At 60.5% G+C, this 13912-nt stretch carries 13 protein-coding genes and 1 pseudogene; 13 read left to right on the forward strand and 1 reads right to left on the reverse strand.

What is annotated here, in order from left to right:
* Positions 1 to 23 precede the first annotated feature (23 nt).
* The 6 genes from AC097W_RS15815 to AC097W_RS15840 all read left to right on the forward strand — a co-directional run bounded on the left by AC097W_RS15815 (position 24) and on the right by AC097W_RS15840 (position 5767).
* Positions 24 to 569 carry an outer membrane protein assembly factor BamE gene (locus AC097W_RS15815; RefSeq protein WP_479603580.1) on the forward strand — a complete coding sequence of 182 codons (546 nt, stop codon included), beginning with the start codon at positions 24 to 26 and terminating at the stop codon, positions 567 to 569.
* A 24-nt stretch (positions 570 to 593) separates the two neighbouring features.
* The gene (gene dapB, locus AC097W_RS15820) at positions 594 to 1397 is read left to right on the forward strand and encodes a 4-hydroxy-tetrahydrodipicolinate reductase (protein WP_479603581.1); all 804 of its coding nucleotides are present in this window, start codon (positions 594 to 596) and stop codon (positions 1395 to 1397) included.
* On the forward strand, positions 1394 to 2047 hold the full coding sequence (locus AC097W_RS15825; RefSeq protein ID WP_479603582.1) for a MotA/TolQ/ExbB proton channel family protein: 654 nt from the start codon (positions 1394 to 1396) through the stop codon (positions 2045 to 2047). The genes dapB and AC097W_RS15825 overlap by 4 nt, the downstream gene beginning before the upstream one ends.
* A gap of 9 nt (positions 2048 to 2056) precedes the next feature.
* Positions 2057 to 2482 carry an ExbD/TolR family protein gene (locus tag AC097W_RS15830; RefSeq protein WP_479603583.1) on the forward strand — a complete coding sequence of 142 codons (426 nt, stop codon included), beginning with the start codon at positions 2057 to 2059 and terminating at the stop codon, positions 2480 to 2482.
* 66 nt (positions 2483 to 2548) lie between these two features.
* Positions 2549 to 5242, forward strand: coding sequence for a leucine--tRNA ligase (gene leuS, locus AC097W_RS15835; RefSeq protein ID WP_479603584.1), 2694 nt, complete (start codon positions 2549 to 2551; stop codon positions 5240 to 5242).
* Positions 5243 to 5269: 27 nt separating this feature from the next.
* Complete coding sequence (locus AC097W_RS15840; protein ID WP_479603585.1) at positions 5270 to 5767, forward strand: LPS-assembly lipoprotein LptE; 498 nt, start codon at positions 5270 to 5272, stop codon at positions 5765 to 5767.
* Here AC097W_RS15840 and AC097W_RS15845 read toward each other — a convergent pair.
* Positions 5751 to 6872 (reverse strand): ornithine cyclodeaminase, encoded by a 1122-nt coding sequence (locus AC097W_RS15845; protein WP_479603586.1) that lies wholly within the window; start codon positions 6870 to 6872, stop codon positions 5751 to 5753. The two genes, AC097W_RS15840 and AC097W_RS15845, sit on opposite strands and share 17 nt — an antisense overlap.
* A gap of 124 nt (positions 6873 to 6996) precedes the next feature.
* Here AC097W_RS15845 and AC097W_RS15850 point away from each other — a divergent pair, with 124 nt between their 5' ends.
* The 7 genes and pseudogenes from AC097W_RS15850 to AC097W_RS15880 form a co-directional block, all read left to right on the forward strand.
* On the forward strand, positions 6997 to 7422 hold the full coding sequence (locus tag AC097W_RS15850; RefSeq protein WP_479603587.1) for an Lrp/AsnC family transcriptional regulator: 426 nt from the start codon (positions 6997 to 6999) through the stop codon (positions 7420 to 7422).
* Positions 7423 to 7431: 9 nt separating this feature from the next.
* The gene (holA, locus tag AC097W_RS15855; RefSeq protein ID WP_479603588.1) at positions 7432 to 8529 is read left to right on the forward strand and encodes a DNA polymerase III subunit delta; all 1098 of its coding nucleotides are present in this window, start codon (positions 7432 to 7434) and stop codon (positions 8527 to 8529) included.
* A 50-nt stretch (positions 8530 to 8579) separates the two neighbouring features.
* Positions 8580 to 9848, forward strand: a complete 1269-nt coding sequence (locus tag AC097W_RS15860; RefSeq protein WP_479603589.1) for a glutamate-5-semialdehyde dehydrogenase — start codon at positions 8580 to 8582, stop codon at positions 9846 to 9848.
* A 39-nt stretch (positions 9849 to 9887) separates the two neighbouring features.
* Positions 9888 to 10202, forward strand: coding sequence for a c-type cytochrome (locus tag AC097W_RS15865; protein ID WP_479603590.1), 315 nt, complete (start codon positions 9888 to 9890; stop codon positions 10200 to 10202).
* A gap of 63 nt (positions 10203 to 10265) precedes the next feature.
* Positions 10266 to 11564, forward strand: coding sequence for a glutamate--cysteine ligase (gene gshA / locus AC097W_RS15870; RefSeq protein WP_479603591.1), 1299 nt, complete (start codon positions 10266 to 10268; stop codon positions 11562 to 11564).
* 153 nt (positions 11565 to 11717) lie between these two features.
* The gene (locus tag AC097W_RS15875) at positions 11718 to 13586 is read left to right on the forward strand and encodes a potassium transporter Kup (RefSeq protein WP_479603592.1); all 1869 of its coding nucleotides are present in this window, start codon (positions 11718 to 11720) and stop codon (positions 13584 to 13586) included.
* A gap of 43 nt (positions 13587 to 13629) precedes the next feature.
* A pseudogene (locus tag AC097W_RS15880) lies at positions 13630 to 13890 on the forward strand (benzoate/H(+) symporter BenE family transporter); the annotation flags it as partial.
* Between the last annotated feature and the right edge of the window lie 22 nt (positions 13891 to 13912).

Below are 13912 nucleotides of genomic sequence, written 5' to 3' on the forward strand. Positions count from 1 at the left end.
GATCATATATCCCGTAAGCATTCATGTCAGATCACATTTGCCGAAGCATCCGTTTTCCCCTGGCGGCGCTCGCCTTGATGGGGCTGGCTGCATGCAGTGGCCTCAGTGGCGCAGGCAGCAAGGTCGCGGGAGTGGTGTCGCCCTACCGGATCGATATGGTGCAGGGCAACGTGGTGACCCGCGAGCAGCTTGCGGTATTGAAGCCCGGGATGACGCGCGCCCAGGTTCGTGACGTGCTGGGCACCTCCCTGCTAGCCAGCGTGTTTCATGCGGATCGCTGGGATTATGTGTTCACGCTGAAGCGCCAGGGCGCTGAGCCGCAGTCGCGCAAAGTCACTGTGTTTTTCAAGGGTGATGTGCTGGAGCGCATAGAGGCCGATGAGTTGCCCAGCGAGGCAGAGTTCGTGGCAACCCTGAAATCAAAACCGGTGTCGGGTCCGCAGCCGGTGCTGGAAGCGTCTGAACAAAGCCTGAAGAAATTTCCTGTCGCACCCAAGCCTGCCCCGGCGCCCTTGCCGGCAGCGACTGCCCCGGCTACCTACCCGCCGCTTGAGCCTGCAGGGCAATAAGCCGATACCTCCGGAATTTTCAATATGACCCACAAAATCGCCATTGCCGGGGCCTCCGGTCGCATGGGCCAAATGCTGATTGATGCTGTGCGTGCCGCCGACGACTGCACCCTTTCTTGCGCGCTCGATATGGCTGACAGCCCGGCGATTGGTCGCGATGCAGGATCCTTTTCCGGGCAGACAACTGGCGTGCTGATTACGTCTGATTTGCGCCAGGGCTTGCAGCCGGGGTCTGTGCTGATCGACTTCACGCGGCCTGAAGGCACGATGGAGCATCTGAAGGCCTGCCGTGAATTGGGGGTGGCTGCCGTGGTGGGGACTACCGGTTTCACCGATGCGCAAAAGGCCGAGATTGCCGTGATCGCAAAAGACATGGCTATCGTCATGGCGCCCAACATGAGTGTGGGTGTGAATGTAACGCTCAAGCTGCTGGAGATGGCTGCCAAGGCGCTGTCCACGGGTTACGACATTGAGATCATTGAAGCGCATCACCGCCACAAGGTGGATGCGCCGTCAGGAACCGCCCTCAAGATGGGTGAAGTGATCGCAGGTGCCTTGGGGCGTGACCTGAAGGACTGCGCTGTCTATGCGCGCGAAGGCGTGACGGGCGAACGTGATCCTTCCAGCATCGGCTTTGCGACGATTCGCGGTGGCGACATCGTCGGTGACCATACCGTGCTGTTTGCCGGTATTGGCGAGCGAATCGAAATCAGCCACAAGTCGTCCAGTCGCGTCACCTATGCCCAAGGCAGCCTGCGGGCCGCGCGTTTCCTCGCGGGACACAAGGCCGGTCTGTTCGACATGTTCGATGTGCTGGGGCTTGCATGAACGCGTTGGATCTGCTGTTGCGAGGGGATGCCGTCAGCAGCGGCGTGGCACTGGTTTTGCTGGTGATGTCGGTAAGCAGCTGGGTGGTGATCTTGTGGAAGGCCATGTTGCTGCGGCGTGCGCACGGAGATGTGGCGCGCAGCACTGCGGCGTTCTGGCAGGCAGGTTCGATGGAAGACGGCCTTCGCGTCCTGCGCGCTTTTGACCGTGAAGCAATGGTTGGCCCGCTGGTTGAGGCGACGCAGATCAATGCCGCGGGCACCTTGGCCGGCGCTGGAGACAAGTCGCAGCAGCTCACGCGGGTATTGCGCGATGCCTTGCATGCCGTGCTGCACAAGTTGCAGTCAGGGCAGGTGTTGTTGGCCACAGTGGGGGCCATCGCGCCGTTCGTCGGCTTGCTGGGCACTGTGTGGGGCATCTACCATGCCTTGATGGGTATCTCGGGCGCGGGGCAGGTCAGCATCGACAAGATTGCCGGTCCGGTGGGCGAGGCCCTCATCATGACGGCGGCGGGCCTGGCAGTGGCCATTCCGGCCGTACTGGGTTACAACATTCTGGGTCGCTACATCGGACGCATTGAGGCGGATCTGGAAGGTTTTGCGCGTGATTTGCGCGAGCTATTGCTCACGCAGTCCCCTGACAAACGCTAGGACGTACTCATGTCTTTTGGCCGACTTGAACGTACCCCGGGCCCCCAGCCCATGAGTGAAATCAATATGACGCCGCTGGTCGACGTCATGCTGGTGCTGGTCGTCATCTTCATCATCACGGCGCCGCTGCTCGTCAGTGCCGTGAAGGTGGATCTGCCCAAAGCACAGAGCGCGACGGCACTGGAAGCGCCCAAGTTCGTAGTCCTTGCCTTGGATAAAGCGGGTCAGGCCTTTGTCGACGACCGCCCGGTGGGCAATGATGAGCTGGCTGCGGTGTTGCTGAAGGCGGCACAGCTCAACCCGGACACCGAAGTCCGGCTCCGTGCAGATGCCACCGTGCCTTACGGTCGGGTGGTTGAGGTGATGGGACTGGCGCACCAATCCGGGCTCAGCCGAATTGGCTTCGTCGCCGAAGCGCCACCCGCAGCCAAGTAAGCAGCGCTGCGCCTAAAATCCCTGTCAAGCACTCCATCAGGCGGCTCCTCCGCCCAGCTCTTACTTATGCAAGACAAATACCAGCACCTGGACATCGAAAAAGCGGCACAAGACCATTGGGCGCAACCCCTGTGGAACGGGCAAAACGCCTACCGTGTGATCGAAGACGCGTCCAAAAAGAAGTTCTACGCCTGCTCCATGCTGCCCTACCCCAGCGGCAAGCTGCACATGGGCCATGTACGCAACTACACCATCAACGACATGCTCGCGCGCTACCTGCGCATGAACAGCTACAACGTCCTGATGCCCATGGGCTGGGACGCGTTTGGACTGCCGGCCGAGAACGCGGCGCTCAAGAACGGCGTGCCGCCAGCCCAATGGACCTACGAGAATATTGCGTACATGCGCACGCAAATGCAGGCGATGGGTTTGGCTATTGACTGGAGCCGCGAGGTCACCACATGCGACCCCAGCTACTACAAGTGGAACCAGTGGCTGTTTCTGAAGATGCTGGAAAAAGGCATTGCCTACCGCAAGACCCAGGTCGTGAATTGGGACCCCGTGGACCAGACCGTGCTGGCCAACGAGCAGGTGATTGACGGCAAGGGTTGGCGCACCGGTGCACCGGTTGAAAAACGCGAGATTCCGGGCTACTACCTCAAGATCACCGACTACGCCGAAGAGTTGCTGGACCAGGTGCAGACCGGCCTTCCCGGTTGGCCCGAGCGCGTCAAGCTCATGCAGGAAAACTGGATTGGAAAATCAGCCGGTGTCCGGTTTGCGTTCACCCACGACATCAAAGGCGAAGACGGCCAGCTGATCGGCGATGGCCGCATGTACGTGTTCACCACGCGGGCCGACACCATCATGGGCGTCACCTTTTGTGCAGTGGCCCCTGAGCACCCGCTGGCACAGCACGCAGCGCGCACCAATCTGCGTCTGGCCGCTTTCAACGAAGAGTGCAAGGCCGGTGGCACCACCGAGGCGGAGCTGGCCGTCAAGGAAAAGCTGGGCATGCCCACGGGCCTGCAAGTGGTTCACCCGCTGACCGGGCATCGAATTGATGTCTGGGTCGGCAATTACGTGCTCATGAGCTATGGCGATGGCGCGGTCATGGGTGTTCCGGCCCACGATGAGCGCGACTTCGCGTTCGCGAAAAAGTACGATTTCCCCATCTATGACGTGGTGCACGTCGACGGCCTCACCTACGATCACCGCCAGTGGCAAGACTGGTACGGCGACAAGCAACGCGGCATCACCGTCAATTCGGACGTATTTAGCGGCCTGTCGTGTGCCGACGCGGTCGACGCCGTGGCGCATGCACTGCACAAGCTCGGTCTGGGCGAGAAAAGAACTACCTGGCGCCTGCGCGACTGGGGCGTGAGCCGCCAGCGCTACTGGGGCACGCCCATTCCCATCATTCACTGCCCCGAGCATGGGGCCGTGCCGGTGCCGGAAAAAGACCTGCCGGTGGTATTGCCCATGGATTGCATTCCCGACGGCTCGGGCAACCCACTGCACAAGCATGAAGGATTTCATGCCGGCGTGACCTGCCCCGTTTGCGGTGTGGCGGCGCGCCGTGAGACCGACACCATGGACACTTTTGTGGACTCGTCCTGGTATTTCATGCGCTATTGCGACCCGCACAAGACCGATGCGATGGTGGGCGAGGGTGCGGCGTACTGGATGCCGATGGACCAGTACATCGGGGGCATTGAACACGCCATCCTGCACCTGCTGTATGCGCGCTTCTGGACCAAGGTCATGCGGGACCTGGGGCTGGTCAAGGTGGACGAGCCGTTCACCAAGCTGCTGACACAGGGCATGGTGCTTAACCACATTTATTCCCGCAAAAGCGAGAAGGGTGGCAAAGAGTACTTCTGGCCACACGATGTGGAGCATGTCGTCGATGCCGGCGGCAAGGTTACCGGGGCCCGGCTGGTCAACCCCGTGGGCGATTTGCCCGTGGGCACGCCGATTGACTACGAGGGCGTGGGCACCATGTCCAAGTCCAAAAACAACGGAGTCGATCCGCAGGACCTGATTGGCAAATACGGTGCCGACACCGCCCGCCTCTACACCATGTTCACCGCGCCACCCGAAGCCACGCTGGAGTGGAACGACGCGGGCGTCGAGGGCAGCTACCGCTTCCTGCGCCGCGTCTGGAACTTTGGCGTCAAGCTGTCTGCTATGGATTTTGTAGCTGCTAACGCAGGTACTACGGGGGCTGGAAGCCTGAAAGGCGTTGAGTTTGGCAAAGAAGCCAAAGTGCTGCGACGCGAGATGCACACTGTGCTCAAGCAGGTGGACTACGATTACCAGCGCATGCAGTACAACACCGTGGTATCAGGTGCCATGAAGATGATCAACGCACTGGACGACTTCAAGGCAATGGACTCAGCGGGTGCCCAGCTTGCGCTGATGGAAGGCTTCTCCATTCTCTTGCGCTGCCTCTATCCGGCCACTCCGCACATCGCCCATGCCCTGTGGAGCGAACTGGGCTATTCCGCCACGCTGGGTGACCTGCTGGATACTGCCTGGCCGGTAGTGGACGCATCTGCCCTAGTGCAGGACGAAGTGGAGCTGATGCTGCAAATCAACGGCAAGCTGCGCGGCTCGGTGGTCGTGCCATCGAATGCCTCCAAAGAGGTAATCGAAGCCGCGGCACTCGCGTGTGAAACCTTTGTCAGCTTTGCTGCCGGTGCACCGGTCAAAAAGGTGATTGTGGTGCCGGGTCGCCTGGTCAATGTGGTGATCTAGGCCCATGTCGCTTTTTGGGATCCACCTATGAACCGCCGCACTATTGTTTGGGCTGGATGCGCTAGCGTGTTGCTGGCGGGTTGCGGCTTCAAGCTGCGCGTCAGCCAGAACTTTGTCTTCCAGACCATCGCCGTCACGCCCGAGACGGGTGGTGCGGTCGCGTCCGAGCTGAGTCGCTATCTGGGTGGTGCCGTGGTGCCGCTGGTGCCGAGGGGTGGTTCCACGCCGCCACAGGTCGTGGTGGACATTCTGCAGGAGCTGCGTGAAAAGACCGTGGTGGGCGTCAATGCATCTGGCCAGGTGCGCGAATTCCAGTTGCGCATCCGGCTCAAATTCCGCGCCCGCACGCCCCAGGGCAAGGACCTGATCGCCGAGACCGAAATTGCGCAGCAACGTGACATCAGTTTCAACGAATCTGCGGTGCTGGCCAAAGAAGCCGAAGAAGGCCTGCTGTACCGCGACATGCAGTCCGATATCGTGCAGCAGTTACTGCGCCGACTGGCTGCAATCAAGAAGCTGGATTGAGGCCCGGCGCCAGCGCCCTACAGGCGGGCGCCTGCGCCGCTAAGGGTCTAACCAGCTGGTACAGATCTTTGGGGTCCGAGAGTTGCGGGATCAGCGGAATCGCTGCACCCAAGCCGAGCGACTGGGCCAGGTCGTGCACATAGCGCAGGGCCGAAAAATCTTCCATCGCAAATCCGACGGAGTCAAACATCGTGATCTGCGCGTCGTTATCGCGGCCGGCTTTCTGGCCATTCAGCACCTGCCAGAGTTCGGTCACGGCAAAGTCACCGGTCATTTGCTGCAGGTCCCCTTCGATGCGGGTTTGCGGCTCGTACTCCACAAACACCTTGGCGGCGTGCAACACGTCGGCGTGGATCTCTGTTTTGCCCGGGCAGTCGCCACCCACGGCGTTGAGGTGCATGCCGGGCGTCAACATATCGGCGGTGACGATGGTCGCGTTGGTCTTGTCGGCCGTGACCGTGGTCACGATGTCGGCGCCGCGCACGGCCTCTGCCGTGCTGGCACAGGCGATCAGCCGAAGCCCGGCTGCATCCGGGTTGGATTGCAAATTGCGCATCAGCTTGGCGATCGCGCGGGCGTCGGTATCAAATAGACGAACCTCCTCAATGCCCACCAGGTGATGAAAGGCCAGCGCCTGGAACTCGCTTTGCGCGCCATTGCCGATCAGGGCCATCACGCGGCTGTCGGGCCGCGCCAGAGCGCGGGCGGCTACGGCTGACGTGGCGGCGGTACGCATGGCAGTGGTCAGAGTCAACTCACTGATCAGCAGCGGCACGCCGGTGGCCACATCGGCCAGCACGCCAAAGGCCATGACGGTGGACAAACCCTGGTGGGTGTTCTTGGGGTGGCCGTTGACGTATTTGAAGGTGTAGGTGTTCGCGTCGGCAATGGGCATCAATTCGATGACGCCATCGGCGGAATGGCTGGCCAGGCGTGCGGATTTGTCAAAGCTTTTCCAGCGCAGGAAATCCTGCTGGATATAAGCGGCCAAGCCCTGCAGCGTGGCGGGCATGCCCTGCCGACTGACGATGCTGGCCACGTCCGGGGGGCTCAGGAAGAGCGTGTTGGTGCGTGCGGCGCCGGGGGTGGTGGATGGGTGTGTCATGGGGTGTCTCTTCGTTGGCTGAAAGCTAGGGTTCGAGTGTGGCCACCTCCAGAGGTAATAACAATCGTCAATAATGCATAAAAAATGGTAGTTAATTACCGTTATGGCATGGTAAATTGCCGAAATGGATGAAACGGACCAAAAACTGATCTCCTTGCTGCGCCAGGACGCGCGCCTGTCGGTGGCCGCGCTGGCGCTCAAATTGCGGGTGTCACGCGGCACGGTTACCAATCGCATTCGCCGTCTGGAAGACGATGGCGTCATCGTGGGCTACACCGTGCGCTTGCGCCCGGATGTCCAGCACAACGCCATCACCGCCTGGATGAGCATTGCGGTCGAGGGTAACCAGACCCGTACCGTCATCGCCCGCCTGCTGGGTGAGCCGGGTGTGGCCACCCTGCACGACACCAATGGCCGCTGGGATCTGTTGGCCGAACTGCGCGCGGAGACCCTGCAGGAATTGGCCAAAGTGCTGGAGCGTATCCGGCTGCTCAAAGGCATCAGCAACACCGAGACCAGTATTCACCTTGAGACGTTTCGGCTGTCCTAAACTACCCCCATGCAAATCGCGGCCAATCAGCTAATCAACCACCTGCAGCGTGGGCTCAAAAGCCTTTATACGCTACACGGTGACGAGCCCCTGCTGGTGCAGGAGGCGCTGGACGCGATTCGCGCCGTGGCCCGTACCCAGGGCTATACCGAGCGCACGTCTCATACCGTAGCGGGTGCCCACTTTGACTGGAGCGAGGTGCTTGCCGCAGGCGGTAGCCTGAGCCTGTTTGCCGACAAGCAGATCGTCGAAATCCGCATCCCCTCGGGCAAACCCGGCAAGGACGGCAGCACCGCCCTGCAGCAACTCGCCGAGATCTCGCAGGGCAATGACTCGACCCTCACCATCGTCATGCTGCCGCGTCTGGACAAGATGACCAAGTCCAGCGCCTGGTTTGCTGCGCTGGAGAGCTTTGGTGTCACGCTGCAGGTTGAGCCCGTCGAGCGCGCTGCATTGCCGCAGTGGATTGCCCAGCGCCTCTCCAGCCAGGGCCAGCGCGTGGCGGCCGGTGAGGAAGGCCAACGCACGCTGCAGTTCTTCGCCGACCGGGTCGAGGGCAATCTGCTGGCCGCCCATCAGGAAATTCAGAAGCTGGGGCTGCTGTTCCCGGTGGATGGTGCTGCCGGTGGCGTTTTGTCATTCGAGCAGGTGGAAAGTGCCGTGCTCAATGTGGCCCGCTATGACGTGTTCAAGCTGTCCGAAGCCGTGCTCGCCGGACAGGCGGTGCGGGTGCAGCGCATGCTCGACGGCCTGCAGGCCGAAGGCGAGGCCGAGGTGCTGGTGCACTATACCCTGAGTGAAGACATTCGCGCACTCAAGCGGGTGAAGGACGCCATGGCCCAGGGTCGCCCCCTGCCCATGGCCCTGCGGGAAAACCGCATCTGGGGCGTGAAAGAGCGTCTGTTTGAACGGGTCTTGCCCAAACTCAGTGAAGTCCAGCTGGCCGGGTTGCTGCAGTCTGCCCATGTGGTGGATGGCATTGTCAAAGGTTTGAAGCAGCCCGACTGGCCCACCTCAGGATGGCAAGCCTTGCACCGCTTGGCGCTGCAGTTGTGTGCGCTGTGCGGAGCGGGTGCCAAGTCTTCGCCCGCACCCGTCAAACGCTAGCCCACCCGCGGCATCTAGCCCACCCGGCCCCAATCTGCGAAAATTGCGCCATGAATGCCATCAACATCACCGAATACACCAACGCCCTGGGTTCACAGGCAAAAGTGGCATCAGCCCGCATGGCTGCTGCGCAGACAGCTACTAAAAACATAGCGCTTCGCACGCTGGCCAGCCTGTTGCGCGAGAACGTGGAAAATCTGCAGGTCGACAACGCCAAAGATATTGAGCGTGCCGTGGCTGCTGGCCTGGCCGCACCCATGGTGGACCGTCTCAAGCTCACCCCCAAAGTGATCGAGACCTGCGCCCAGGGCTGCGAGCAGTTGGCCGCCATGCCCGACGTCATCGGCGAAATCATCGGCATGAAGCAGCAACCCAGCGGCATTCGTGTCGGGCAGATGCGGGTGCCGATTGGCGTGTTCGGCATGATTTTCGAGAGCCGCCCCAATGTGACGATTGAGGCCGCCAGCCTGAGTATCAAGAGTGGCAATGCCTGCATTCTGCGGGGTGGCTCCGAGGCGATTGACTCCAACAAGGCGCTGGCCAGACTAGTGCAGCAAGCGCTGACCGAGAGCGGCTTGCCCGCCGACGCGGTGCAACTGGTGCAAACCACCGACCGCGAAGTGGTGGGCCAGCTCATCACTATGCCGCAGTATGTGGACGTGATCATTCCACGCGGCGGCAAGGGCCTGATCGAGCGCATCAGCCGCGACGCCAAAGTGCCGGTCATCAAGCACCTGGACGGCAACTGCCATGTGTACGTGGACGACCCGTGCGACATCGCCATGGCAGTGCGCGTGGCGGACAACGCAAAAACCAGCAAATACAGCCCGTGTAACGCGGCTGAAGGCTTACTGGTAGCGCGCGGTGTGGCCAAAGACTTTCTGCCCCAAATCGCCGCCATTTACGCGGCCAAAGGGGTGGAGATGCGCTGCGACGCCGAGGCACTCGCCATTTTGGGGGTGCCCGGTGTGCCCGCTCAGGAGAGCGACTGGTACGAAGAGTACCTGGCGCCCATCATCAGCATCAAGGTGGTGGACGGGCTCGATGAGGCGATTGCCCACATCAACCGCTACAGCAGCCACCACACCGATGCCATCCTCACCCGTGACCACATGCATGCCCAGCGCTTCCTGCGCGAGGTGGATTCCGCCAGCGTGATGGTCAACACCAGCACCCGCTTTGCCGATGGTTTTGAGTACGGTTTGGGCGCTGAGATCGGCATCAGCACTGACAAATTCCACGCCCGCGGCCCGGTGGGTATTGAAGGCCTGACCTCGTTGAAATACGTGGTTCTCGGCGATGGGGAAGTGCGGGCATAACGGGATTCAGTTCACTGACCATTGATGAAGGCAATCACCATGAAACCATTCAGCACACTCTTGGGCGCGCTGGTCGCCACACTGGCGTTGCCGCTGATCGCGTTGGCCAACCCGCAACTGACCAGCGAAAAGGGCTGCTACAACTGCCATGGTGCCAACCTGCGCGGTGATGCCCCCAGTTTCAAGCGTTTGCCCGAGCGGCTGTCCAAGCTCAAGGGCGATGCACAGGCAGAACAAAAGTTCGTCGAAAAATTCGAGAGCGGCGAGTTCCTGGTGCATATTGATGCCCATGAGCGGCTGAGCCCCGAATCAGCCAAGGCGCTGGTCCACTGGCTGGCCGAAGGTGGGAACTAAGCGCCTGTCAGGCGCCTCCCACCCCACTCTGTATTGATCACATTACCTCTCCAATAAGGCCGTATGGTTCCACATCTCGTTACTGCCCTGACCGGCCCCATCAATGAACTCGAACAGCGCATTCTGGATTCGATGCCCGCCATCGAGCGCTGGTTTCGCCTGGAGTGGATGGAGCACACCCCGCCGTTCTACAGTTCCGTGGATATTCGCAACGCGGGCTTCAAGCTGGCACCCGTCGACACCAATCTGTACCCCGACGGCTGGCAAAACCTGACGCCTGCCATGCTGCCCCTGGCGGTGCAGGCAGCCATGGCCGCGATCGAAAAAATCTGCCCGGAGGCCCGGAACCTGCTGGTGGTGCCGCAGAACAAGCCGAGCAACACCTTCTATCTGAGCAACCTGGCGCAATTGCGGCGCATCTTCCATATGGCGGGGCTCAACGTGCGCATTGGCTCCATCAGCCCGGACGTCAAAAAATCCACCGTCATTGAACTGCCCAACGGTGAGAGCATCACGCTGGAGCCGGTGATTCGCACCAAGGGCCGTCTCGGCGTCAAGGACTTCGACCCCTGCACCATTCTGCTCAACAACGACCTGAGCACGGGCGTGCCCGGCATTCTGGAAGACCTGCACGAGCAGTACCTGTTGCCCCCGTTGCATGCGGGTTGGACCTCCCGGCGCAACAGCATTCATTTCAAGTGCTACGAAGAGGTCTCCAAGCGTTTTGGCAAACTGATTGGCGTGGACCACTGGCTGATCAACCCGATGTTCGAGAAATGCGGCACGGTGGACTTCGCCAGCGAGGCGGATATGCAGAAGCTCACCAGTGCAGTGAGCGCGCTGCTGGCCAAAATCAAAAAGAAGTACAAGGAATACGGCATCAAGGAGAAGCCCTTTGTCGTGGTCAAGGCCGACAACAGCAGCAACGGCATGGGCATCATGACGGTGCGTGACGTGAAGGAACTCGACTCCCTGCGTCCCAAACCGGTCGGCAAAGCGGCAGGCGCGACAAAAATGGCCGCCCAGGTGCACGACATCATTCTTCAGGAAGGGGTGCTGACCAACGAACGCATGCACGATGCGGTCGCCGAGCCCGTGGTCTACCTGATGGACCGTTACGTGGTGGGCGGTTTCTACCGGGTACATGCCGAGCGCAAAGTGGACGAAAACCTCAATGCACCTGGCTCAAGCTATGTTCCATTGGCGTTTGCTGAGAGTACGCACTTACCTCAGCCCGGCATCCGGCCCGGCGCCAGTGCCCCGAACCGTTTCTACATGTATGGCGTGATTGCCCGGCTCGCGATGCTGGCGGCCAGCTACGAACTGGAAGCGACCGATCCGGAGGCGGAGCAGTACGATTAGGGCAAGCGATCCAATGCTGCAGTTGCTGCATTGCAACATGCAGTCAAATTCCCGCTGATTGGTCCCGATTGCGCTTGCAAGATGGGCCGGCTGGCGCAAAATAGCAATCCCAAATGGAATGGAACCCGCCTCGAACCGGGGTAGGGTGAACTTGTGGCAGCATCCAAATCGTCTCTTACGGCGCTCACCGTTGGCGCCATCGGCGTTGTTTACGGAGACATCGGCACCAGTGTCCTTTATGCCGTCAAGGAGGTGTTTGGTTCCGGCCACGTTCCCTTCACCCCAGAGAATGTGTATGGCGTCCTGTCCATCTTTTTCTGGACGTTGACGGTCATTGTTTCCCTGAAGTACGTGGTGCTGGTGCTGCGCGCCGACAACCATGGCGAAGGTGGACTGGTGGCCATGCTGGCGCTGGCATCCCAGTCGGTCAAAGACAAACCCCAGTTGCGCCGGGTGCTGCTGCTGGTCGGTATTTTTGGAACCTGTCTCTTCTATGGCGATGGCGTCATCACGCCGGCCATTTCCGTGCTCTCGGCGGTCGAGGGTATGGAAGTCATATCGCCTGCCCTGCACCGCTTTGTGATCCCGATCACGCTGGTGATCTTGCTGGGCTTGTTCATGGTGCAAAAACGCGGCACCACCGGCATCGGCAAGTTCTTCGGGCCCATCACGCTGGTGTGGTTCGCCTCCATTGCCCTGCTGGGTGTGGTGCACATTGCCGACAACCCGAGTATTTTAAAAGCCATCAGCCCGTACTACGCACTGGTTTTCATGTGGAACCAGCCAGGTATCACCTTCATTATTCTGGGCGCTGTGGTGCTTTGCGTAACCGGCGGCGAAGCGCTTTACGCCGACCTGGGGCATTTTGGCAAGAAGCCGATTCGTCTGGCCTGGTTTGCGATCGTGATGCCCGCGCTCACGCTCAACTATTTTGGCCAGGGGGCACTGCTGCTGGACAACCCTGCTGCCGTTAAAAACCCCTTCTTCCTGATGGCACCTGACTGGGCTTTGGTGCCTTTGGTGTGTCTGGCCACCATGGCCACCGTGATTGCCTCGCAGGCCCTTATTTCCGGGGCTTTCTCCGTCACCAAGCAGGTCATTCAGCTGGGCTATCTGCCTCGCCTGCAGGTGATGCATACCAGCGTGAAAGACACCGGTCAAATCTATTTGCCCTTTGTCAACTGGGGGCTGTTTGTTTGCATCGTTTTGGCGGTGGTGATGTTCAAGTCATCCAGCAATCTGGCAGGGGCCTACGGCATTGCGGTGTGCACCGACATGCTGATCACGACGGTGCTGACCTTCTACGTGATTCGCTATGGCTGGAAGTACAACCTGGCTCTGTGCATTGCCGCGACCGGGTTCTTCTTCATTGTGGACTTCGCCTTCTGGGCCTCCAACCTGCTCAAGCTTTTTGATGGCGGATGGTTTCCCCTCCTGATTGGTGGCGGCATCTTCACCCTGATGATTACCTGGAAAGACGGGCGTCGATTGCTCAACGAAAAGCTGCGTTCCGACGCCATTGATTTGCCCAGTTTTCTGGAAGCCGTGTTTGTCAGCCCACCCGGACGCGTCGAGGGCACCGCCGTGTTTCTGACGGCTGAAGTCGGCACTGTACCCAACGCCTTGCTGCATAACCTCAAACACAACAAGGTGCTGCACGCCAACAACCTGTTCGTCACCGTGCGCAACCATGAAGTGCCATGGATTGGTTTGGACAAGCGGCTGGAGATCGACTCTCTGGGTCACGACTGCTGGCAGGTCGTCATTCACTACGGCTTCAAGAATGATCCGGATTTGCCCAAGGCATTGCAGCAAATCAAGCAGCGTGGGTGCGACCTCAACCCCATGACCACCAGCTACTTCCTGTCGCGCGACACCGTGGTGCCCACCATTGGAGCCGGTATGGCGCAGTGGCGCGAGAAGCTGTTTGCGCAGATGCACCACAACGCCAGCGGCGCTGCCGCCTTCCTGAACTTGCCCAGCAACTCGGTTGTGGAGCTGGGCTCCAAAATCGAAATATAAGCCGGTCATGCCGTGTTTTGCCTGCGGTGTCACAATGGCCCGCATGCATTTTTTCAAAGACCTCAGCCTATCCGCTTTTACCGCCGGTTTCGTCGCGGTACTGGTGGCTTGGAGCACGCCCGGGGCCGCCGTTCTGGCCCGTGCCGGTGCCGTGGGTGGTATTTCCATCAACGAGGCCATCGGTGCTTTCTTGGTGTGCGCCGCACTGATCACCCTGGCAGGCTGGACCGGCTGGTTCGAGCGCGTGATGAACCGCATTCCCCTGGCGCTGGCCGCGGCGCTGCTGGTGCAGCACCTTGGACGCAGTTCACTGATGCGGAATTCCG

The organism is Rhodoferax sp. GT1R46 (assembly GCF_056521285.1).